Genomic DNA, 20,835 nt, shown 5'->3' with positions numbered 1-20,835 from the left:
CTTTCAAAAATAAATTGCAATATTATACCATGGGGCGGGAAAGCGTGTCAAGGCTGGAGCCTGGAAGGGAATGTCCAAAACGAGTATTTTAAAGAATGAAGAAACAATAAAGTTTCGTCCACCTTTTCAAAGGTGGTGGGGTATTTAGGGGCGAAGCCCCTAAACCGCCGGAGGCATAAAACGCGTAGTTTAGGCACTCCCGCCTGGAAAAACAGGATATGCCCCTTCTGCGCGGAGGGGGCATATCCTGCAAAGCTATGGCTTCTCAGTCGTGGAACCTTGTTACAATATGCTTTTCGCTGTTTTCCGGGGAATAGGCAAACTCCTCCATATGCGCGCCCTTGAAAAAGTAAACGGGCTTTGCGGGCTTTGCAGAGGGGCCTTCAAAAGTTTCGATGATAATCAGCTTGATTTTCATGCGGCTGGGCAGGATGCTCTTAATAAACACGCTGGCCTGCTGCCCGGGGAAGATGTTTTCCTTCAGTTCCGCAAGGCCCGCCAGGTTAGGGGCAAGCTCCACGAACACGCCGTAATTTTCAATGCTGCGTATGACGCCGCCCACAGTTTCCCCAGCCCGGAAGGACTGGACGTTTTCCTCCCAGGTGCCTAAAAGCTCTTTATGGGTCAGGGTGATGCGCTGGTTCTCCCGGGATTTCACCACAGCCCGGATGTCCATCCCCGGCAGGAAGCGCTCCCTAGGGTGCTCAATGCGGGAAACAGAGATGGAGTCGATGGGCAGCAGGGACACAATGCCGCAGCCGATATCGGCAAACACCCCAAAAGGCTCAATATGGGTAACCCGGGCGTCTATCACGTCTCCAGGGACAAGGCCTGCTATGTATTCGTCCCGGCACTTCTCCTGGGCGGCCCGGCGGGAGAGCAGGGCCGTGACGCGGCCCTGGCTGTCCCGGATAAAGTCCTGCACCAGAAAACACACAGGGCGGTTCACCCGGGATATTACGGCAATATCCCGCACTGTACCTTCCCGTATGCCCAAGGCCCCCTCCTCCCGGGGGATGATGCCTTTCATAAATTTGAAGTCCACAATCAAGTCATGGGAGCTGTCGCACATCACAGCCCTGGCTTCCAGTATTTTTCCCTCCCGCATGGCCTCCGACAGGGAGGCTGGGGAACTTAGGGCGGTTTTATTTTCAAAGCTGTCCAGTAAATAGCCTTCCGGATAAAATTTCATGTTTTCTGCCAAAAGATACGGGCTGTATGCACCACGGTATCGGTCCTTTCTTTTAGTATTTTCACGTGCGTCCGGCTGCAGGACAACCCTTTCCCGGCCTGCCCTCCTTTTTCCTGATACAGGGAAACTATATGCGGCAAAGGCGCAAAAAATGCGCCGGAAAGAGGGGGGGTGAAAAGATGCGGCAGGGGACGGCGGACGGAAAACCCCGGAACAAAGGCCTGCCCGGCAGATAGGGCTTGCATATTTCCCTGAGATGCGCTAAAATAAAGAACAAATTATGCTATAAGGAGGAATTTTTTTGCGAAAAATTCTTTGCGGGCTGATGGCCCTTGTTTTTGTTTTGACCATGGCTTCCTGCGGCAGCGCCTCCCAGGAAGCGTCCTCTTCCGGGGAAAGCTCCGGCCCGGCCCCCTCAAAGGCGGCAAAGGTGATAGGCAGCGGGGATGAGCTGGTGGGCATGGAGGAATTGACCCCGGCAGAGACAGGCCAAAAGCCTGGCTTCCAGCTTGAGCTGCCGGAGAAGGGGGAGGAGATCGCCGTTATCACCATGAAAAGCGGCGAGGTTATCAAGCTGCGCTTTTTCCCCAACGAGGCCCCGAAAGCTGTTTACAGCTTTAAAAAGCACGCCCTAGACGGTTATTACGATGGCCTTACCTTCCACCGGGTTATCGAAAATTTCATGGTGCAAGGGGGCGATCCCACCGGCACAGGCTATGCCGGGGAAAGCGTGTGGGAAGAGGCTTTCCCCGATGAGTTCAGCCCTAACCTTTTGAATATTGACGGCTCCGTTTCCATGGCAAACAGCGGGCCGAACACCAATGGCAGCCAGTTCTTCATCAACTGCACCCAGGGCGCGGCTATCGACTGGGACAGCTACCAGCAGGGTTTTGAGGTATACAAGCAGGATCCGGACGCCTTTAAGGTTATGTACAGCAGCAAGTGGGTGGACATGGATCTGGTGACAGACGATATGAAAAACTTATATACAGAGCATGGCGGGAACCTCCACCTGGACGGCTACTATTCCACAGACAAAACAGGCCACACAGTGTTTGCCCAGGTGTTTGAAGGCATGGACGGGGTGGAAGCCCTCTCCAAAGCGCCAGTGGATCCCCAAAGCAGCAAGCCTTTGGAGGATATGGTGATGGAAAAGGTGGAGATTGTGGCCTACGAATAAGGCTGCTGCCCCAAGCCCTGTGAAATCCTATGGGATTGAAAATGTTTAAAGAAAGGAGGGGCGCTGGAGGCCTGGTTTCTGCGTCCGGCGCCCCATGGCGATTCAAATGGAGCATATTGTCACGTCCCTGGTGAATTTTTTCAGCCAGACCATCCCCGGGGAGCTAACCGTCTTTCTGCTGTCCCTGATGCCCGTTATTGAGCTGCGGGGCGGGATTTTGGCGGCAAAGCTTCTGCATCTGGAGATGCTGCCCGCCTTTTTCATCTGCTTTGTGGGCACCATCCTGCCCACACCCTTTATCCTGCTGTTTATCAACAAGATTTTCGACTGGATGCGCAACACCCGCCTGGTGAAGCTTGTCAACCGCATGGAGGAAAAGGGCCGCAGCAAGTTTGACAAGATAAACCGCTATAAGACCCTGGGCCTGCTGATTTTCGTGGCGATCCCCCTGCCGGGCACAGGGGCGTGGACAGGCTCCCTGGCGGCGGCGCTGATGAAAATGGACTTTAAGTCCGCCATGATTTCCGTGGTGGGAGGCACCCTGGTGGCGGATGTTATCATGTGCCTGCTGTCCTATGGCCTTTTAGGACTGGTGGTATAGGCGCGGCGATGAAAATGAAGCGTTATAAGCTGGCTGTCGTAGGCGCGGGGGCCGCCGGGCTGATGGCTGCCTGCCAGGCAGGAAAAGCTTTGGGACCGGAGGCTGTGGCCCTTCTGGAGGGGAACCCCAAGCCTGGGAAAAAGCTTTTAGCAACAGGGAACGGCCGGTGCAACCTGACAAACCTCCATATAAGCCCTGCCCGCTATCATGGGGATGTTTCCCTGGCAAAGCCCCTTCTTTCGGCCTGCCCGCCGGAAAGGGTGCTGAAGGCTTTTTCCGCCCTGGGGCTGTACACCCGGGCAGATGGGGAAGGCCGGGTGTACCCCTATGGCCTTCAGGCAGCGGCAGTGCTGCAGGCGCTGCGGGGAAGCTGCGAAGAGGGGAAAGCCTCCCTTTTCGCAGGCTTTCCCGTTACAGCCATTGCCCCCCGGCAAGGGGGCTTTTTCTTGCAGTCCCCGGAGGGGGCGGAGCTGTGGGCGGAAAAATGCCTGCTTGCCTGCGGGGGCGCGGCCTCTCCCAGGCATAGCTGCCAGGAGGGCGGATATGCCCTGGCAAAGCGCCTGGGCCACAGTCTCACCCCTTTGCGCCCGGGCCTTACGCCCCTTGCCTGCCCTAAAAAGCTTACTTCCCCTTTAAAGGGGATGCGCTGCAAGGCCAGGGCGGCTTTATGGATACAGGGCCGGGAGGTGTACGCGGAAAGCGGCGAGGTGCTTTTTGGGGAGGGGAGCCTTTCCGGCATCTGCATTTTTAACCTCTCCCTGAGGCTTTCCGCCGGGCGGGGGGAAGTGGCCCTGGACTTGCTGGAGGGCATGGAAGAAAGGGCGCTTTTCGCCTATTTGGAGAATCTCCGCAGCGGACGGCCCCGCCTGCCGACCCGGGAGATTTTCTCCGGGCTGGTAAACCTGCGAATAGGCCAGCAGATTGCCAAAAACCTGGGCTTCACAGGGGAAAAACAGATTTCCGCCCTGTCCCGGGAGGATTTGCGGCGCGCGGCAAGGGCTGTGAAGGACTGGCGCCTGCCGGTATCCCCCTGGGAGGGCTGGGACAGCGCCCAAATAACGGCAGGGGGCGTGCCCTTGTCAGAAGTGAATATGAAAACCATGGAATCCCGCAGGCAGCCGGGGCTGTATCTGGCGGGGGAGCTTTTAAACCTGCATGGAGACTGCGGCGGGTATAACCTTCACTGGGCCTGGGCCACGGGAATGACGGCAGGGCTTGCGGCGGGAAGATGAATTTTGCGACAGAGGGGGAAGCAGGATGCTGAAGGTTTCCGGCCTGCACCTGGGCCTGGATTTCACAGAACAGGAGCTGCGCCGCGCTGCCGCCAGAAAGCTGAAGGTGCCGGAAAGCGCTTTGGGAGAAGTGCGCCTTTGGAAAAAATCGGTGGACGCCCGGAAAAAGGACAAGGTACACTTTGTCTGCGCGGCAGAGGTGCAGGCGGAAAATGAAAACCGCCTGCTGGCAAAATGTCGGGACAGCAGTGTACAGAAGGTTATTCCTTACCGCTATGAGCCGCCCAGGGTGTCTAAGCCCTTGGATCCGCGCCCGGTTGTGGTGGGTTTAGGCCCGGCAGGGCTTTTTGCGGCCCTGCTTCTGGCCCAGTGCGGGCAGCGCCCCCTTGTACTGGAGCGGGGCCTGCCTGTGGAGGAGCGCCAGAAATCTGTAGAGGCCTTTTGGCGCACCGGGGCGCTGAACCCGGAATCCAATATCCAGTTTGGCGAGGGCGGGGCCGGGGCCTTTTCCGACGGGAAGCTGACAACCGGCACCGGGGACGGGCGCGTCCGCAAGGTGCTGGAGGAGCTGGCAGCGGCAGGGGCGCCGGCGGAAATCCTCACAGAGGCAAAGCCCCACATTGGCACAGACCGGCTGCCGGAAGTGGTGGGGCATATCCGGCGGCAGATTGAAGCCCTGGGAGGCCAGGTGTTTTTTGGGGCAAAGCTTGCGGGGATAACCCTTAAGGACAGCGCCCTTCAAAGCATCACCTACATCTGCCGGGACAGGCGGGAAACCCTGCCCTGCCAAAGCTGTATCCTGGCAGTGGGCCACAGCGCCAGGGATGTTTTCGAGCTGCTCCAGCAAAAGGGCCTGCCCCTTGCCCCCAAGGCCTTTTCCCTGGGCGCGCGCATTGAGCACCCCGCCGCCCTTATCGACCGGGCGCAGTATGGAAGCTTTGCAGGCCATCCGGCCCTGGGCGCGGCAGATTACAAGCTTTCCTGCCACCTGCCTGACGGCAGGGGTGTGTACACCTTCTGCATGTGCCCTGGCGGCACAGTCACCGGGGCGGCTTCAGAGCCGGGAGGCGTGGTGACAAACGGCATGAGTCCCTGGCTGCGGGATGGGGAGAACAGCAACGCCGCTCTTTTAGTGGGGGTAACCCCGGAGGATTTCGGCAGCGGCAGCCCCCTTGCGGGTATATATCTCCAGCGGGAAATTGAACAGGCCGCCTATAGAGCAGGGGGCGGCGCCTACAAAGCCCCTGCCCAGCGGGTGGAGGATTTCCTCCAAAACCGCCCCACCAAAAGCTTTCATGGGGTTTCTCCCACCTATCAGCCGGGGGTTTCGCCTGCCGCCCTGGCAGGCTGCCTGCCGGACTATGTGGTGCGTTCCATGCAGGCAGCTTTGCCTGTCCTGGGGCAAAGGCTACGGGGCTTTGACTATCCAGACGCCATCCTCACAGCTCCGGAAACCCGCAGTTCGTGCCCTGTGCGCGTCCTCCGGGACGACACCCTCCAGTCTCCTCTGGCCCGGGGGGTGTACCCCTGCGGCGAAGGGGCTGGCTATGCGGGAGGCATTGTGTCCGCCGCTGTAGACGGCCTGCGCTGTGCCGAGGCCCTGCTGCTGGCGGGGTGCTCTTAAAAACGTAAAGCCATGCTTCCTAGCATAACTGGTGAAGCATGGCTTTTGGTTTATGTATTTAGCGGCATTTACAGGTAGTGGGTCTGCCCGGATTTTTTCCGTTTGTCTGTGGGCAGCAGGGAATACAGGCTTAAATCCACAATCCCCTTGTCAGGCCACAAAAATCCCTCCCGGATAGTCCCCTCCTTTAAAAAGCCGCAGCGCTCCAGCACCAGCACGCCCCGGTAGTTGGTGGGGAGGACATAGGCCTGGATGCGGTGAACGCCGATGGTGCTCATCAGGTATTCTGCTGTGGCCCGCACAGCAGAGGAGGCATAGCCCATGCCTGTGCATTCCCGGTGGAGGGTGAAACGGATGGTGGCAGCCTGCACATGGGGGTCAATGCCATAAATTTCAAAAAAGCCAGCCAGCCGATTTTCCTCTTCTCCGTTGGGATAGATGCCCAGGGTGATGGCGGCCCTGTCCCGGAAAAGGGCTTCAATCTGCCGCAGCTTTAAAACGCATTCCGCCGGAGAGCGCAGGGCGGCGGTGGGGGCGAAGCGGTAGTTGTCGTCGTCCCCCATAATCTCCCACATGGCGTTTAAGTCCAGTTCCGTCATGCGCGTCAGGGTAACCTTTTCGCTGGCGATAAAGGGGAAGCTGGAAAACAACAGGCTGGTTTTCATAGGCGGGAATGTGTCTCCTTTCCGGGAAGAGTGCGGCTTAATCGGATAAATAAGTCATGTCGGTTTGCCCTGGCGGGCAGACCAACCGGCAGGATATCGCGCAGGGATATTCTGCTGCTTGAAAAATGGCAGTTTCAAGTTCAGTGGCTATACTGCAAAAGTCCCGGCAGTTCCAGGGGCTTCTGAATGCTGGGAACGCCCTCCACCTTGCCGAAGCCGTAGGCCGCGTGGATAAAGGGTACGCCGGCGACTTTGGCGGCTTCATAATCCAGAGGCGTGTCGCCTACGTATACAGGGGCCTGCAGGCCCAGGCGCTCTGCCACCAGCTTGATGTTTTCCCCCTTGGGCAGGCCGGTGCGCCCGCTGCACTCCCAGTCGGCAAAATATTTTTCCAGGCCATGGGCCTTTAAAAAACAGGGGGCATATTCGGTGTTGCAGTTGCTGACAATGGCCAGGGGCACTTCCTTGGAAAGCGTCTCCAAAAGCGCCTCTATGCCCTCATAGAGCCTGCCGCCGTGTTGGAGAAGATATTCATTTTCCACCTCGCAGCAGCGGGAAAAAAGCTCGGCCCCCCGCTCTTTGGTGATGTGGGGAAAGAGGGCCGCCATCAGTTGTTCCGCTGTCATGCCCATCACGCCCTCCAGTTCCCGCACCGTTGGCGGCCGCGGGATATCCGGTGCGTCCCGCAGGGCCATCTCCCAGGAAACCGCAATGGCCTCCGTAGCATTCCACAGGGTGCCGTCCAGGTCGAACAAAACGCCGTCGTATTTCATATTCTAACTGCCTTTCTGTTTTTCTTCTTTCCTGTCCCTATTATAGCGGGAACGGCAGGGAAAATCAAGGCGGCAGGGAAAGTTTGGGCGCGCTCCCCCTTGCGCGGGGCAGGGGCCTGTGCTATAATAGTTGCAAATGATACTATACGGGTTTGCAAAACAATAGGGAGGATGGGAAAATTGGAAGGAAAGCAAAGCCTCCTGCAAAGGATGAAGCCCTATTTAGGGGACAAAGCATTTTACAGGCAGGTGGTGGCAATTGCCCTGCCTATCTCCCTGCAAAGCCTCATTACCATCGGCGTGAACATGATGGACACCATTATGCTGGGAAGGCTGGGAGAAACGGCCCTGTCCGCCTCCTCCCTGGCAAACGATTTTATCAACCTGTTCCACATTTGCTGTATGGGTATGGGCATGGGGGCTTCTGTGCTCACCTCCCGCTTCTGGGGCATGCAGGATAAGGCTTCCCTGCGCAAGGCCATCACCATTATGCTGCGGCTATGCTTTTCCATCGGCCTGCTGTTCACTCTGGCCACCATCATTGCTCCGGAAGGCCTTATGCGCATTTACACAGGGGAGGAAATCATTATCCAGGCCGGAGCAGCCTATTTCCGCTGGTCTATCCCCTGTTACTGGCTTTTAGGCTTTTCCCTCACCTGCACCATTGTCCTGCGCAGCGTGGGCCAGGTGACTTTGCCCCTTATCAGCTCCATAGCGGCCTTTTTCATAAACATATTTTTTAACTATATGTTTATTTTCGGCAAATTCGGCGCCCCGGCTATGGGAATAGAGGGCGCGGCCCTGGGCACGCTTATCTCCCGCGTCTTTGAATTTGCCTTTATCTGCGGCTATTTCTTCTTCTTCGATAAAAAAATTGGATACCGCATGAAGCACCTTCTGATGAAATGCGGGGATCTGCTGAAGGATTATCTGCGCATCAGCATCCCTGTGCTTGTAAGCGACGCGCTGCTGGCCTTTGGCAATACGGCTGTTACCATGGTTACAGGGCGTTTGGGCGCAAGCTTTGTTTCCGCTAATGCCATTACCATGGTGACCCAGCGGCTGAGCACTGTGTTCATCCAGGGCATTTCCAACGCAAGCTCCATTATCACAGGCCACACCTTGGGCAAGGGGGAGACAGACAAAGCCCAGAAACAGGGCGTCACCTTCCTGGGTCTGGGTACGGTTATCGGCATTCTGGCAGGCGGGCTGATTATCGCCATCAGCGATCTGGTTATCAGCGCCTACAATATTAACGCCGAAACCCAGGCTATTGCCCAGCAGCTTATGATGGCGGTGGGTGTAATTGTCATCTTCCAGTCCATGAACTCTATCCTGACAAAAGGGGTGCTCCGGGGCGGCGGGGACACCAAATTCCTGATGCTGGCAGATATCCTGTTTTTATGGGTGGCCTCCATCCCCCTGGGATATCTGGCAGGCCTGGTGTGGCACCTGCCCGCTTTCTGGATTTACACCTTCCTGAAAATCGACCAGTTTATCAAGGCTGTCTGGTGCGTGTTCCGTTTAAGCAGCAAGAAGTGGATCAAGCGGATTTAACAACCATTACAAAGCCCGCCCAGCATGGAAAATATCTTGCAAATTTATGCAGGATCCTGTATAATAAAGGCAGGCAGAACATTACAGAAAAGGGGTCGGTTCACTTGGCGCGTACCATTACAGATTTTCAGACCGCCCGCCCTGACGAACAGGTGCGGCAGATTGTTATGGACTACATGAAGAATGAAGGCTTTTCCTACACCACTGTGAAAGGCGAGCCTGTGTGGAAGAAAGGCGTTGGCGCCCTGACAGCGCCGCAGTTTATGAAGGTGGAATGCCAGAACGGGCATGTCCACATGGAGGCGTGGATTAAGTATGCCCTGCTCCCCGGCGTATACGTGGGGGAGATGGCTTTGAAAGGTTTTTTCGGCATTGCCGTGAAAAAGCCTTTGAAAAAACGGATGGAGCTGCTTACCCAAATCCTCACCCAGCAGGCGTGAAAAAAGCCGGCACGCTCTTTTGCGCGCCGGCTTTCCATACGGCAATACCGTACAACTCGCGGCCGCAGCCTTAAACAGTATCTCACAGGCGATTCTTTCCGTCATATAGTTAACGCAGTTCAAAAGAGACAGAATGTCTCTTTTGAACCAGGCGGTAAAGCCGCCTGGCTTAAAAATTGGGATGTACCGATTTTTAAGTGCGTTTACTATAGCACACAAAGCCTGTTTGACAGGCGCCAGCCTGCCTGCTCATCCTTTATGCACTCTGACGAAAAAATCTCTGCCGTGATATACTGCTTAGATTTATGCGGTATTGCCTTATCGGAATTTTTCCAGCAGGAACCGTCTGGCGTCCATAAGGCTTTCAAAGGGTGGCAGGCCCTCCCGCAGGGGCGCGTCCCGAAGCATGTGTGCGCCGAAATCGTGCAGGCACACCGCGTCCAGCACCTGTTCCACAAAGTTTTCCTTGTCCTCTCCGGCGAAAAGCCGCAGAAGCCCTTCCCGGCACTGGAAAAGTTCAAAGACAATGGGAGCAAGCTCATAGAAAGCAGGGGCCAGGCAGGCGTCGGCGCAGTCGATAAGGGTCAGCTTTCCCTCTGCGTCCACCAGCAGGTTTTCCCCTGTGAGATCTCCATGCACCAGCACAGAAGGGCGCAGGTCAAGCCCTTTGGCCCGTTGGGCCATTTCCTCCCGCAGATTGGGAGGCAGGGCCTGCAGCCGGGGATTTTCCACAGCCCTTTTCAGAAGATCCACAGGAGGAATCAGCCCTTCCGCAGGCTGGTTCAGCTTTGCAAGCAGGCTTTTTAACTGCCCCACAAAGGCTGCCTGCTCTTTAGTGGAAGCGGACGCAAGCCAGGGGCCGGCCTCTTTTCCAGGGAAAAACCGGGTAATCAGATAGTAAAAGGTGTAGGCGTCCTCTATAACGCCCTGGGCCGTAAGGGCCGGGGTGGGAACGCCCTGCTGGGCCAGCCTGCCGCAGACAGCGGCCTCGTTCTCAAAGTCCGGGCGGGGATCCGGGCCTGCCTCTTTTGGGAAAAAGATTTTTACCACATAAGGCCCGCTGCGGAAAACCCCGTTTGTGCCAGGGGTCAGGCTTGTGAGGGGCGCAAAGGGCAGGCCCTCCCGGCGGAAAATTTCCCGGGCAAGGGGCGCGAAAGCTTCTTTCGACTGGAATACCCGGCCCCAATCCTCCCAGTTTTCAACAGTCTCCTGAAAGAGAGGGGGCTTTTCTCCGGCCTTATCCTGGCTTTTCAGGGAATCGGAAAAGGTTTTCAATTCCTTTTTCCGGCTTTCCGAAAGGCTGTCAAAGGGCAAATGGCACACAGCGCCTTCCAGCGCGTATAAATGCACCAGGCAAACTTGCGGATAGCGGGCTTTCAGCTTTGCAAAAGCCGCTTCGGCTCCCAGGGCTTTCAGGCTTTCCCCTGAATCAATTCCAATGGCGGCCAGCTTTTCTGACATTCCCTGGCCAATGTTTTCCATGGACGTCAGCTTTTCCATACGTTTCCTCCTATGATAAATAAAATTCTGCGAAAGAAGGTTTCCCTATGATTCTGCACATACTGGGCAGTTGTTCCGGCACAGAGCCTTACCCCAACCGCCACCACACCAGCGTGGCCCTGGAAACAGAAGGCAGGCTGTATTTTTTTGACGCCGGGGAAAACTGCTGCCACGCCTCCTATAACCTGGGCCTGGATCAGCTTTGCACCCAGGGGATTTTCATCTCCCACACCCATATGGATCACGTGGGGGGGCTGCCCCACCTGCTGTGGAACCTGCGCAAGCTCTGCACCCTTTCCCTGGAAAACCAGGAGCGGATGGCAGGCCGGATAATCCCTGTGTATATCCCGGATTTGGCTGTGTTTCAGGGGATTTATCAGATGCTTTTGGGCAGCGAGGGCCATTATGAAACGGTTTTTTCCCTAGAACCCCATTTGGTGGCAGACGGTGTCCTCTGTCAGGGGGCGCTCCGGGTGGAAGCCTTTCACAACCTCCACCTGGGAACCCCGGCGGCTGGGGAGCCTTGGAAAAGCTTTTCTTTCACAGCAGAGGCGGAGGGGAAAAAGCTGCTCTATTCCGGGGACTTCGGGCAGCTTCCGGAGCTTTTGCCCCATGCCTCCCATGCCGATCTGGTTTTCCTGGAAACAGGTCACCACAGGGCCTGCGATCTGTGCCGGGAACTGCTGGAATCCGGCATAGATTTCGGGCAGGCGGTGTTCTACCACCATGGCGTGGAAATCCTCCGGGATTATGAAGGGGAACTGGCCCTGGCAAAAGAAGTGCTGGGGGACAGGGTGGTTTTCACAAATGACGGCTCCCGCATTGAGTTGTAGGAATACACTGAAAAGGGCCTTCCGGCGTGTACGCGCCAGGAAGCCCTTGGCGTTGCGGGGGCGGTTAAGCAGCCCTGTGCCTGCCCATCTGGTAAAGCGCCGCCAGCATGGCCAGGTTTGCCGCCTGTATAACAATGGAGCCGATAAGCACAGGATCGCAGCTTCCTGTTACATCGTACACCAGCCCAATAATGGTCAGGGCCAAGGCGCTGCCGCCGTTAGCGAAAATCTGCACAATGGAGAAAGCAGCCGTATACTGCTCCCGCCCGAATACCCGCTGGGTGAGCAGGGGAATGCCAGCTGCTCCCACAGAGTAGATGGCCCCAAAGAAAAACGCGGTTCCAACAGCGGCGGGGGCGTTGGCGGGAAGCCGGAGCAGCACTGCCATGGCGGCCCCGTTAATGGCTATCATGCAGGCATTGGCAAAAAAGGGGCCTTTGTGGTCGCTGAGCAGCCCAATAATCAGCTTTGAGATAATGTTGCCCACCATGCCGGCGGAAACCATCATGGCCCCCACCTGAGCGGACAGGCCCGCGGCCTCCGCAACTGTGGGGAAATGCTGCCCCACGCTGGTGATGGCGCAGGCCAGAACAGAAAAACCGCAGGTAAGCGCCAAAGCGGGCAGGTAAAGCTTTGCCTTGGCAGCGCCTGCTTTCTGCTGGGACGGGGGCAGGCTTACCGGCGCGCCGCCGCCGTATGGGGGGAGGGAAACCTCCTGGGGCGCAAGCCGCAGGGTGAACACGCCGGGCAGGGCCAGGATAAGGGAAAAGGCCGCCATGCAGATAAAGGCGGCCTGCCAGCCGGCGCTTTCTATGATAAAGGAAAACAGGGGGCTGAAAACAGCGCCGCAAAGCCCGCTGAAAGAGAGGGCCAGCCCAACCGCCAGGCCGTGGCTTTTAAGAAACCAGTTGCTGATAATGGAGGTGACGGGTATCACGCCAAAGAAAGCAACGCCGATGCCTTTTATCACGCCTAAAACATAAAAGGCCCAAATATTGCGGGAGAAAGCCAGAAGCAGGGTGGCGCCTGCCCCCAGCAGAACGCCCGCGCCCAGATACAGCCGCAAGGGAACGTGCTGCAAAAGCTTTGCCGCCAGGGGGGAGAGAAGGGCGATGGACAGCATAGCCAGGGTGGCGTGGGTGGCGATGGCCCCCCGGCCCACCCCTAGGCTTGTGGAAACAGAGGCATAAAACACGCCAAAGGAATTTGTCAGAATGCCGATGGAACTGCCGGTAAGGCCGCAGCAGGAGGCCACTGTCAGCAGGTAGCGGAATTTTGATTTTTGACCCATACCCAAAACATCCTCACTGGGATATCCCCGAGCCGGAGGAAATGGCATAAAAAATCTCCAGAACAGGCATTTCCCATTTTTTATTCTCCACAATCATAGCATATTTTGGGAGAAGCTGTCAAATATTCTTCTGGATTGCAGAAAAAATAGAGCCTTTTCCAAAACGGGGATAGAGCGGCAAAGCAGAGGCACAATAGAGTAGGGCTTGTTTGAAAAATCGAATTTTAGAAAGAGGGGAATGCGCATGTGTTTAAATAAAAGGAAAATTGTGCTGGTGGGCACAGGCATGGTGGGCATGAGCTTTGCCTATTCCGCTTTAAACCAGGACTTGTGCGACGAGCTGGTGCTGGTGGACATCGACAAAAAGCGGGCCGAAGGGGAGGCCATGGATTTGAACCACGGCCTGGCTTTTTCCGGGGCCAGCATGAAAATCTATGCCGGGGAATACGGGGACTGCGCCGACGCGGACATTGTGGTGCTGTGCGCCGGGGTAAGCCAGAAGCCGGGAGAGTCCCGCCTGGATCTGCTGCGGCGCAACGCCAAGGTGTTCCAGTCCATTGTAGGCCCTGTGGTGCAGTCAGGGTTCGGGGGCATCTTCCTGGTGGCTACAAACCCTGTGGACATTATGACCCGGGTCACCTACGAGCTTTCCGGCTTTAACTCCGCCCGTGTGCTGGGCACAGGCACCACCCTGGACACCGCTCGGCTGCGCTATCTCTTAGGGGAATATTTTTCCGTTGACCCCCGGAACGTCCACGCCTATGTAATCGGCGAGCATGGGGACAGCGAATTTGTCCCCTGGAGCCAGGCCATGCTGGCCACAAAGCCTGTCACCGCCATCTGCGAGCATTCCGGTGGCAGGTTCAGCCTGGAGGAGGTGCAGGGGCTGAGCTGCCAGGTGCGGGACGCGGCACAGCAGATTATCGCGGCGAAAAACGCCACCTATTATGGCATCGGCATGGCCCTGGTGCGCATTGCCCGGGCCATCCTCTCCAATGAAAACAGCGTGCTCACTGTCTCCGCCCGGCTGTGGGGGGAATATGGGCAGAAGGACGTATATGCCGGCGTGCCCTGCATCGTAAACCAGGGAGGCGTGGACAGGGTGCTGGAGTTGTGCCTGAACGAAAAGGAGCAGGAAAGCTTTCGCGCTTCCTGCAGCGTCCTGCTGGAAAGCTATGAGGGGTTGAAGCTGTAGGGCAGCGGGCTATGCCTTTATCACGCCTTGCCGCTGCAAGCGGCCGCAGGGCTGGGGCACAGGGGTGGCGAGGGCGTAAAGATCGTCTGCCCGGGCTTCCAGGGCATAAAGGGCCTGGGCTTCAGGGGGCAGGGCAGAAACGTCCCCGGGCCGGACTACTACAGGCAGGGAGGCCCCCTTCAGCAGCCCCGCGCCTTTTCCCGTCATGCCCAAAACGTGGAGGTAAGGGGGCAGGGCAGGCCGCTCTTTGGGGATCCCCAAAAAGGCTGAAAGCACCAGCCTGCGCAGCCGGGCGTGGGTGTACCGCTTGGTTTTCAAAAGGGCATACAGCCCCTCTAGGGAGGCAGCCTGCCGGGAAGCCTTGTACAGCCGGTTTTCCAGCCCCTCGCTGATGTCCGGCAGGCAGGCGAAGTCGGCACAGGACATGGCCCGCAGCCGGGAGAGGATGGGGCGCTCCAGAAAAGACAGGGAGGCAGGGCAGCGGCCCGCCTCCTTTTCTTTTTGGACAGCCTCCAGGGTGCAAGGGGGAACAAGGCCGGAAATGTCCTCTCCAGCAGTTATCATTGCCCGAAGCTGGCTGGCGGAAAGGGTTTCGCCGGAAGCGGCGGGCGCGTCGTGGCCGGCGCCTGTCCGCGGGAAGGGCGCTGGGGCAATAGGGAGCCTTTGTTCCAGCAGCGCCTTGCAGTATTCCACTCCCAAAGCGGCGTTGGGCTGCCGGAGCAGGGCGGCCTTTTCCCCGATAAGCTCTGTCAGGGCCTGCTGCCTGCGGCGGGCAAAGGTGGAGCCATCCTGGGGCAGGCGGGAAAGGGCGGCGGAAAATTCCGGGGAGAGAAGGGCCTCAGCCGCCTGGGTGATGGCCCCGGCGTCCGGCATTTCGCTGCCAAAGGCCAGAACGCCCACTGCCGGAAGGCTTCCCGCCAGGGCTGCGCCGCCCCGGGCAAAGGCTTCGGCCCCGGCGCAGGCCCAGGGCAGGGGCAGTTCAATTACCAAATCGGCCCCGGCGGCAAGGGCCAAACGGGTGCGGGTCCATTTGTCCAGGATGGCAGGCTCCCCCCGCTGGACAAAATTGCCGCTTAAAATGCAGACAATCCCAGCCCAGCGGCGGCCCATGGCGGCAAGCAGGGACAAATGCCCCCAGTGCAGGGGGTTAAACTCACAGATAACAGCGGAAAATAGGTTTTTCTCAGGCATTTTTAAGGAAACTCCTTGCAATCAACAGGAAAGTGTATTAAAATAATGACGAACAGCCCTTCGGGGCCGTATCCCAACTCAATTGTACAGCACCGGCCTTGGTTCTGGCAAGGCCCAAGCTTAAAAAAACTCATGCGGGGCCGCTTTTTCCAGATTGCGCAGGCCCCAGCGGAAAGGAAAAAAGAGTTATGAAAATTCTTGTTATCAACGCAGGCAGCTCCTCCCTCAAGTACCAGCTTATCGACATGGACAACGAGGAGATGCTCTGTAAGGGCAACTGCGAGCGCATTGGCATTCCCGGCGGCATCTTCACCCACAAGACCGCAGACGGGCGGGTGCTGGACAAAAAGGTGAATATGCTGGATCACACAGCCGCTTTCACCCAGGTGAAGGACGCTTTGCTGGATCCGGAGTTTGGCGTAATCAAAAGCCTGGACGAAATTTCCGCCGTGGGCCACCGGGTGGTGCAGGGCGGCGCTATTTTCAGCAAGTCCGAGCTGGTGACGGAAAAGGTCATTGAGGATATTGAGAGCCTTATCCCCTTAGCCCCCTTACATAACAAGGCCCATGTCCAGGGCATCCGGGCCTGCCGGGATCTTTTCGGCCCCGAACTGCCTGAGGCTGTGGTGTTCGATACCTCTTTCCACGCCACCATGCCCGAAAAGGCTTATATTTACAGCATTCCCTATGAGTATTATGAAAAATACGCTGTGCGCCGCTATGGCGCCCATGGCACCTCCCACCGCTATGTAAGCGCCCGCTGCGCCGAGCTGATGGGGCAGGACATTAAGGATCTGAAGATTATCACCTGCCACCTGGGCAACGGCTCCTCCATCACCGCTGTGGAGGGCGGCAAGTGCATTGACACCAGCATGGGCCTCACCCCCCTGGACGGCTTTATGATGGGCACCCGCTCCGGGACGCTGGATCCCTCTGTGGTTACTTTCATTATGGAGAAGGAACACCTGACCCCTAGTGAGATGGATCAGGTGCTCAACAAGAAGTCTGGCCTTCTGGGTGTTTCCGGCGTCTCCAGCGATGACCGGGATGTAACCACCGCCCGTAAAGAGGGCAATGCCCGGGCCAAGCTTGCCCAGGATATTCTGGAGTATCAGGTCAGCAAGTTTGTAGGCGGCTATATGGTTTCCCTGGGCGGCTGCGATGCCATTGTCTTTACGGCTGGCGTAGGCGAGAACCAGACTGCCCACCGGGCTGAAATCTGCAAGTATCTGGAGTTTGCCGGCGTAAAGCTGGATCCCCAGAAGAACGAGGAGATGACCCTCGGCAAAGAAGGGGAAATCTCCGCGCCGGACAGCAAAATCAAGGTGTTCGTCATTCCCACAAACGAGGAGCTTGTCATTGCCCGGGACACCAAGGCCCTGGTAGAGGCGCTGTAAGGCCCCTTCCGGCAGGCGGCGTTTTGGGAGGATTTCTTTCCCATAAGCTTTTAAAAAGATTTTACAGTAAAGCGGGAGCCATTGAGGTTCCCGCTTTTCCTTTTTCCTGATATAGTCACGTAACTTGAAAAAATGAATTTTCCAAGTTTCAGGATATCGCAAAGCTACATTCCCCCTGGTTTACGGTTTTTCTTTTTCAGTATTTTCCCAGAAGGGCAGGTTTGCCACCTCCGCCTGGGTCTGCTCTGTATGCAGGTACTGGGAAGAATAGAGCACCACGCCGCTGCACTGGGAGGCCCGGGCCGCCTCAATCTGCCGGCGGATAATGTCATCTGACAGCAGCCAGGTGCCCCCGTCTGCGTCTGTCCCGGCCTTATACAGGGCCAGGCCCGCATAAAGCGCCAAATTTTCATGGCGGGGCAGGGCCTGCCACTGGGCAAGGGCTTCAGCATAGCCCAGGGCTTCGTTTTCAAAGCTATAGTAAAGCTGGGGGCAGATATAGTCCACATATCCCGGGCTGGCGCACCAGGCCTGCACGTCCGCGCCCATATTCTCATCGTTTTCTATGTTCCCCTGGGGGGAGATGCCGAAAACCGCCTGGGGCCTGGCCTTCTTCACCTTTGCGTAGACCTCTGCCACCAGGGCGCTGATGTTGGCCCTGCGCCACTCCAAAAGGGGCAGGGGCGTCTCCACAGTTTCCATATAAAGGGCATAGGCTTCGCTGTCCAGGGAGGCGTCCTCCGCAGGATAGAAGTAGTCGTCAAAGTGGATGCCGTCCACCTCATATTTTTCCGCGATTTCCGCTGCCCCGTCGGCTATCAGGCTGCGCACATAGGGGTAAGCCGGATCCAGATACACGCCGCCCTCCCATTCCATGAAGTAATAGGGGCAGTCGGCCTGGAGGACGCTGTAAGGGTTGTTTGCCGCCAGTGCCTTGGGGGTTTCGGCAGTCTTTACCCGCAAAGGGTTTATCCAGGCGTGAAATTCCAACCCCAGGCTGTGGGCGCAGTCCACCATAAAGGCCAGAGGGTCAAAGCCTGGGTTCTTCCCCTGTTCCCCGGTAAGCAGGTGTGACCAGGGGAACAGGGCAGAGGGGTAGAGTGCGTCGCTAAAGGGCCGCACATGGACAAAAAGGGCGTTTAAGCCCATTTCCTTTGCTTCCCGGGCAATGCTTTGAAAGTTTTCCTCAAAGGCCTTCTGGGTGTGATCTGCTGTGTCCAGGGACATATAGGGCACCCACACCCCGGCAAGCTCTTTTTCCTGCGCCATATCTTCCGCCTCCAACTGGATTTTCCCTCCCGCAGCCGCCCCGGTCTGCAAATCCGGCAGGAAGGGGGGGAGCGCCTGTTCTGCCTGCCGCCCGCCCAAAAGCCACACTGCGCCCACTGCCAGGGCCAGGAAGAACCACAACAGGATGTAACAATGCTTTCTCAGATTCAGCCGTCTCATATGCCCTCCATTGACAGTGGAAAAAATTTGAAGTACAATGGGCGTATGCTCTGTAAGGGCCTGTCCCTATCCTACCACATCTGCGGCCCCGGCGCAACCGGGCAGCGCCCTTTGCGTGATGGGATGCCTGCCGCAGCGCCCGTCTCTATATAGTATGCGCAAACAACAGGGGACATGCATCCCCGCAAAGGCTTTTCCCAGCCAAGAAAGGAGACGCCAAAATGGAATACTGCACCCTGCTTTTAGATGCCGATGGCACCCTGCTGGATTTTCCCAGGGACATGGAAAACGCTTTCCTTTCCCTGTATAAGGATTTTTTTGCCTCCCAGCGGCCCTACGCGCCGGAATATTTGGCATGTTACGACCGCTGCAACGCCGCCTGGTGGGCAAAGCTGGAGCGGGGAGAGTGTACAAAGCCCCAGCTTTATGTGGGCCGTTTTGTCGATTTCCTCCGGGAAACCGGCCTTACAGGCACGCCTGAAAGGCTGACAGAGGAATATTTCCTCCGCCTGGGAGCGGGGGGCGCGGTGTATCCCGGGGCGCTGGAGCTGGTGGAGCGGCTTGCGGGGAAATACAGCCTGTATATTGTCACAAACGGCAACGCCTCCACCCAAAAGACCCGCCTGCAAAATTCCGGCCTGCTGTCCTTTATAAAGGATTATTTTGTGTCAGAGGACGCGGGGGCCGCAAAGCCAGACCCCCGGTATTTCGACTATGTGTTCTCCCGCCTGCCGGAAGCGGACAGGGAAACCTCCCTGGTTATCGGGGATTCCCTCACCTCCGACATACAGGGGGCAGTAAACGCCGGGCTTCACTCCCTCTATTACCACCCGGAAGGGTCTGCGCCCTTGGAGGGCTGCCCTCCCTATACCTATGAGGCCGCAAGCTATGAGGAGATAGCGGGGATTTTAGGCGTATGACATACAGGGTGTTTTTGGTGGAGGATGACCCGGTAATCGCGGAAGCAGTGCGGGCGCACCTGGTTATGTGGGGGTATGAGGTGCAGGCGGCAAAGGATTTCTGCCATGTGCTGGAGGAGTTTTCCGCCTTCCAGCCCCACCTGGTGCTTTTGGATATCGGCCTGCCCCACAAAAGCGGCTATGAGTGGTGCCGGGAGATACGCAGGCAGTCCACAGCCCCGGTGGTGTTCCTGTCCAGCGCTTCCGACAACATGAATATTATTACAGCCATGAACCTGGGCGGAGATGACTTTATCCCCAAGCCCTTTGACCTTTCTGTGCTCACAGTAAAGGTGCAGGCGGTGCTGCGCCGGGCTTATGATTTCGGCAAAAGCGGCAGCCTGGTGGAATATGGCGGCATTCAGGTGGACTTGGCCTCGGCAGTCCTTACAGGGCCTTTGGGGAAAAGCGAGCTGACAAAAAACGAACTGCGTATCCTCCAGGTGCTTCTGGAAAACGGCGGGCACCTGGTGTCCCGCCAGGAACTGATGGAGCGGCTGTGGGAAAGCGAAAGTTTTGTGGATGACAACACCTTGACGGTGAACATTTCCCGCCTGCGGAAAAAGCTGGAGAAAGCGGGCCTGCCCGGTATGCTGGCGACCCGCAAGGGCCTGGGATATATCATAGAGGAAAAGCCATGAAGCTGGCGGCGTCTTATGTGAAAGAGAGGCTGCGGGCAGTGCTGGCGGCCCTTCTGCTGGGGTCGGCGGCAGCCGGCCTGTTCTGGCTGTTTAACCTGTCCCTTGCTGTGCTGGGCTATATCCTGCTGGTGGCGGGGACGTTGTGGCTGCTGTTTTTCATTATCCCCGGCTTTGTGCAGTATGTCCGCCGGGTGGGGAAGCTGCGGGAGCTTCAGGAAAACGTGACGGCCCTTCTGCCGGATCTGGAGCCTTCCGGGCCGCTGCCGGAAGCGCTGCTGCTGGAAAGCCTGAACGCCGTTTGCAGGCAGTCCCGGCAAAAGCAGGAGCTTCATGCCCAGCGCCAGGAGGACATGCTGGCCTATTACACTTTGTGGGTACACCAGATTAAAACACCCATTGCCGCCATGCGGCTGATTCTGCAGTCCCAGCCAAGCCCGGGCGGGGAGGCTTTGGGCCAGGAGCTTTTCAAAATTGAACGCTATGTGGAGATGGTGCTGGGATACCAGCGCCTGGAAACCATCTCCCAAGACCTTTGCCTGGAGCCTTGCGCCCTGCGGCCCATTGCCGCCCGGGCCGCGAAGAAGTTTGCCCCTCAGTTTATCTATAAAAAGCTGTACCTGCACCTGGAGGATTTCGAGCTGGAAGCGGTGACAGACGAAAAATGGATGCTCTTTGTGCTGGAGCAGCTTCTGTCAAACGCCGTGAAATATACCCACAGCGGCGGCGTGGAGGTGTTTGCGGAGGGTGCTGTGCTGGTTATCAGGGACACAGGCGTGGGCATATCCCCGGAGGACTTGCCCCGGGTGTTCCAGCGGGGCTTTACCGGGCGCACCGGGCGGCGGGAAAGCGCCTCCACAGGCCTGGGGCTGCACCTGGTAAAGCGGGTGCTGAACACCCTGCAAATTCCCGTTGAAATCCGGTCGGTCTTGGGAAAAGGCACCCAGGTGCGGCTGGATCTGCGCCAAACCCCTGCCCCCCGGGACTAAGAAGCCGCACCCCCCTTGCCGGGGGCGGGACATTTCCCATTGAAATGGCGGGCGGGTTTGTGGTATACTATAGTGCAAAGCGGCAGGCATTTTCCAGAAGCGCTGTCCGGCTGGCCTTACTATAGAGAG

19 protein-coding genes are annotated in these 20,835 nt (G+C 57.5%); 12 read left to right on the top strand and 7 right to left on the bottom strand.

The window, feature by feature from the left end; translation table 11 throughout:
* Positions 1 to 265 precede the first annotated feature (265 nt).
* On the bottom strand, positions 266 to 1,192 hold the full coding sequence (locus VSQ30_RS09020) for a S1 RNA-binding domain-containing protein (RefSeq protein WP_334463560.1): 927 nt from the start codon (positions 1,190 to 1,192) through the stop codon (positions 266 to 268).
* 301 nt (positions 1,193 to 1,493) lie between these two features.
* Here VSQ30_RS09020 and VSQ30_RS09015 point away from each other — a divergent pair, with 301 nt between their 5' ends.
* The 4 genes from VSQ30_RS09015 to VSQ30_RS09000 all read left to right on the top strand — a co-directional run bounded on the left by VSQ30_RS09015 (position 1,494) and on the right by VSQ30_RS09000 (position 5,829).
* Positions 1,494 to 2,372, top strand: coding sequence for a peptidylprolyl isomerase (locus VSQ30_RS09015; protein ID WP_334463559.1), 879 nt, complete (start codon positions 1,494 to 1,496; stop codon positions 2,370 to 2,372).
* 94 nt (positions 2,373 to 2,466) lie between these two features.
* Positions 2,467 to 2,973 carry a COG2426 family protein gene (locus tag VSQ30_RS09010; RefSeq protein ID WP_237076115.1) on the top strand — a complete coding sequence of 169 codons (507 nt, stop codon included), beginning with the start codon at positions 2,467 to 2,469 and terminating at the stop codon, positions 2,971 to 2,973.
* Between the two features lie 14 nt (positions 2,974 to 2,987).
* Positions 2,988 to 4,205: an aminoacetone oxidase family FAD-binding enzyme gene (locus tag VSQ30_RS09005; RefSeq protein ID WP_334463557.1), complete on the top strand. Its 1,218-nt coding sequence runs from the start codon at positions 2,988 to 2,990 to the stop codon at positions 4,203 to 4,205.
* A gap of 25 nt (positions 4,206 to 4,230) precedes the next feature.
* Positions 4,231 to 5,829, top strand: coding sequence for an NAD(P)/FAD-dependent oxidoreductase (locus VSQ30_RS09000; RefSeq protein WP_334463555.1), 1,599 nt, complete (start codon positions 4,231 to 4,233; stop codon positions 5,827 to 5,829).
* Positions 5,830 to 5,897: 68 nt separating this feature from the next.
* On the opposite strand, the gene VSQ30_RS08995 is transcribed toward VSQ30_RS09000, so the two are convergent.
* Positions 5,898 to 6,494 (bottom strand): GNAT family N-acetyltransferase, encoded by a 597-nt coding sequence (locus VSQ30_RS08995; protein WP_160641222.1) that lies wholly within the window; start codon positions 6,492 to 6,494, stop codon positions 5,898 to 5,900.
* Between the two features lie 140 nt (positions 6,495 to 6,634).
* Entirely contained in the window at positions 6,635 to 7,267 is a 633-nt protein-coding gene (locus VSQ30_RS08990) for an HAD family hydrolase (protein ID WP_334463554.1), read from the bottom strand.
* A 180-nt stretch (positions 7,268 to 7,447) separates the two neighbouring features.
* Between VSQ30_RS08990 and VSQ30_RS08985 the strand changes: the two genes are divergently transcribed.
* A complete protein-coding gene (locus tag VSQ30_RS08985; protein WP_334463553.1) occupies positions 7,448 to 8,824 on the top strand; it encodes an MATE family efflux transporter in 1,377 nt (458 codons plus the stop codon).
* Between the two features lie 104 nt (positions 8,825 to 8,928).
* On the top strand, positions 8,929 to 9,264 hold the full coding sequence (locus tag VSQ30_RS08980; RefSeq protein ID WP_334463551.1) for a hypothetical protein: 336 nt from the start codon (positions 8,929 to 8,931) through the stop codon (positions 9,262 to 9,264).
* Between the two features lie 318 nt (positions 9,265 to 9,582).
* Here VSQ30_RS08980 and VSQ30_RS08975 read toward each other — a convergent pair whose 3' ends face one another.
* Positions 9,583 to 10,764: a phosphotransferase gene (locus VSQ30_RS08975; protein WP_334463549.1), complete on the bottom strand. Its 1,182-nt coding sequence runs from the start codon at positions 10,762 to 10,764 to the stop codon at positions 9,583 to 9,585.
* A 47-nt stretch (positions 10,765 to 10,811) separates the two neighbouring features.
* Between VSQ30_RS08975 and VSQ30_RS08970 the strand changes: the two genes are divergently transcribed.
* Positions 10,812 to 11,597 (top strand): MBL fold metallo-hydrolase, encoded by a 786-nt coding sequence (locus VSQ30_RS08970; protein WP_334463547.1) that lies wholly within the window; start codon positions 10,812 to 10,814, stop codon positions 11,595 to 11,597.
* 64 nt (positions 11,598 to 11,661) lie between these two features.
* On the opposite strand, the gene VSQ30_RS08965 is transcribed toward VSQ30_RS08970, so the two are convergent.
* Positions 11,662 to 12,888, bottom strand: a complete 1,227-nt coding sequence (locus VSQ30_RS08965; RefSeq protein WP_334463546.1) for an MFS transporter — start codon at positions 12,886 to 12,888, stop codon at positions 11,662 to 11,664.
* 244 nt (positions 12,889 to 13,132) lie between these two features.
* On the opposite strand from VSQ30_RS08965, the gene VSQ30_RS08960 reads away from it, so the two are divergent.
* Positions 13,133 to 14,083: an L-lactate dehydrogenase gene (locus tag VSQ30_RS08960; protein WP_160641228.1), complete on the top strand. Its 951-nt coding sequence runs from the start codon at positions 13,133 to 13,135 to the stop codon at positions 14,081 to 14,083.
* Between the two features lie 9 nt (positions 14,084 to 14,092).
* On the opposite strand, the gene VSQ30_RS08955 is transcribed toward VSQ30_RS08960, so the two are convergent.
* Positions 14,093 to 15,274, bottom strand: coding sequence for a tRNA(Met) cytidine acetate ligase (locus VSQ30_RS08955; protein WP_334463545.1), 1,182 nt, complete (start codon positions 15,272 to 15,274; stop codon positions 14,093 to 14,095).
* Between the two features lie 188 nt (positions 15,275 to 15,462).
* On the opposite strand from VSQ30_RS08955, the gene VSQ30_RS08950 reads away from it, so the two are divergent.
* Positions 15,463 to 16,671: an acetate/propionate family kinase gene (locus VSQ30_RS08950; protein WP_334463542.1), complete on the top strand. Its 1,209-nt coding sequence runs from the start codon at positions 15,463 to 15,465 to the stop codon at positions 16,669 to 16,671.
* A gap of 180 nt (positions 16,672 to 16,851) precedes the next feature.
* On the opposite strand, the gene VSQ30_RS08945 is transcribed toward VSQ30_RS08950, so the two are convergent.
* Complete coding sequence (locus VSQ30_RS08945) at positions 16,852 to 18,120, bottom strand: glycoside hydrolase family 10-like protein (RefSeq protein WP_334463539.1); 1,269 nt, start codon at positions 18,118 to 18,120, stop codon at positions 16,852 to 16,854.
* Positions 18,121 to 18,341: 221 nt separating this feature from the next.
* Here VSQ30_RS08945 and VSQ30_RS08940 point away from each other — a divergent pair, with 221 nt between their 5' ends.
* From VSQ30_RS08940 to VSQ30_RS08930, 3 genes are read left to right on the top strand one after another with little or no spacing between them, the layout of a single operon-like run.
* Positions 18,342 to 19,040 carry a YjjG family noncanonical pyrimidine nucleotidase gene (locus tag VSQ30_RS08940; RefSeq protein ID WP_334463536.1) on the top strand — a complete coding sequence of 233 codons (699 nt, stop codon included), beginning with the start codon at positions 18,342 to 18,344 and terminating at the stop codon, positions 19,038 to 19,040.
* Positions 19,037 to 19,720: a response regulator transcription factor gene (locus VSQ30_RS08935; RefSeq protein WP_334463534.1), complete on the top strand. Its 684-nt coding sequence runs from the start codon at positions 19,037 to 19,039 to the stop codon at positions 19,718 to 19,720. The genes VSQ30_RS08940 and VSQ30_RS08935 overlap by 4 nt, the downstream gene beginning before the upstream one ends.
* The gene (locus VSQ30_RS08930; protein ID WP_334463533.1) at positions 19,717 to 20,706 is read left to right on the top strand and encodes a sensor histidine kinase; all 990 of its coding nucleotides are present in this window, start codon (positions 19,717 to 19,719) and stop codon (positions 20,704 to 20,706) included. The genes VSQ30_RS08935 and VSQ30_RS08930 overlap by 4 nt, the downstream gene beginning before the upstream one ends.
* The last annotated feature ends 129 nt before the right edge of the window (positions 20,707 to 20,835 follow it).

The organism is Acutalibacter sp. JLR.KK004, from assembly GCF_036941085.1.
In the GTDB taxonomy this organism is placed as follows: Bacteria; Bacillota; Clostridia; order Oscillospirales; family Acutalibacteraceae; genus Acutalibacter.
The sequence above is the reverse complement of the archived record's forward strand: the minus strand, read 5'-3'. Positions and strand labels throughout refer to the sequence as shown.

Coding starts and splice junctions, on each gene's coding strand:
- VSQ30_RS09020 (WP_334463560.1), bottom strand. CDS start 1,192: ATGAAATTTTATCCGGAAGGCTATTTACTGGACAGCTTTGAAAATAAA.
- VSQ30_RS09010 (WP_237076115.1), top strand. CDS start 2,467: ATGGCGATTCAAATGGAGCATATTGTCACGTCCCTGGTGAATTTTTTC.
- VSQ30_RS09005 (WP_334463557.1), top strand. CDS start 2,988: ATGAAGCGTTATAAGCTGGCTGTCGTAGGCGCGGGGGCCGCCGGGCTG.
- VSQ30_RS09000 (WP_334463555.1), top strand. CDS start 4,231: ATGCTGAAGGTTTCCGGCCTGCACCTGGGCCTGGATTTCACAGAACAG.
- VSQ30_RS08995 (WP_160641222.1), bottom strand. CDS start 6,494: ATGAAAACCAGCCTGTTGTTTTCCAGCTTCCCCTTTATCGCCAGCGAA.
- VSQ30_RS08990 (WP_334463554.1), bottom strand. CDS start 7,267: ATGAAATACGACGGCGTTTTGTTCGACCTGGACGGCACCCTGTGGAAT.
- VSQ30_RS08975 (WP_334463549.1), bottom strand. CDS start 10,764: ATGGAAAAGCTGACGTCCATGGAAAACATTGGCCAGGGAATGTCAGAA.
- VSQ30_RS08970 (WP_334463547.1), top strand. CDS start 10,812: ATGATTCTGCACATACTGGGCAGTTGTTCCGGCACAGAGCCTTACCCC.
- VSQ30_RS08965 (WP_334463546.1), bottom strand. CDS start 12,888: ATGGGTCAAAAATCAAAATTCCGCTACCTGCTGACAGTGGCCTCCTGC.
- VSQ30_RS08960 (WP_160641228.1), top strand. CDS start 13,133: ATGTGTTTAAATAAAAGGAAAATTGTGCTGGTGGGCACAGGCATGGTG.
- VSQ30_RS08955 (WP_334463545.1), bottom strand. CDS start 15,274: ATGCCTGAGAAAAACCTATTTTCCGCTGTTATCTGTGAGTTTAACCCC.
- VSQ30_RS08950 (WP_334463542.1), top strand. CDS start 15,463: ATGAAAATTCTTGTTATCAACGCAGGCAGCTCCTCCCTCAAGTACCAG.
- VSQ30_RS08945 (WP_334463539.1), bottom strand. CDS start 18,120: ATGAGACGGCTGAATCTGAGAAAGCATTGTTACATCCTGTTGTGGTTC.
- VSQ30_RS08940 (WP_334463536.1), top strand. CDS start 18,342: ATGGAATACTGCACCCTGCTTTTAGATGCCGATGGCACCCTGCTGGAT.
- VSQ30_RS08935 (WP_334463534.1), top strand. CDS start 19,037: ATGACATACAGGGTGTTTTTGGTGGAGGATGACCCGGTAATCGCGGAA.
- VSQ30_RS08930 (WP_334463533.1), top strand. CDS start 19,717: ATGAAGCTGGCGGCGTCTTATGTGAAAGAGAGGCTGCGGGCAGTGCTG.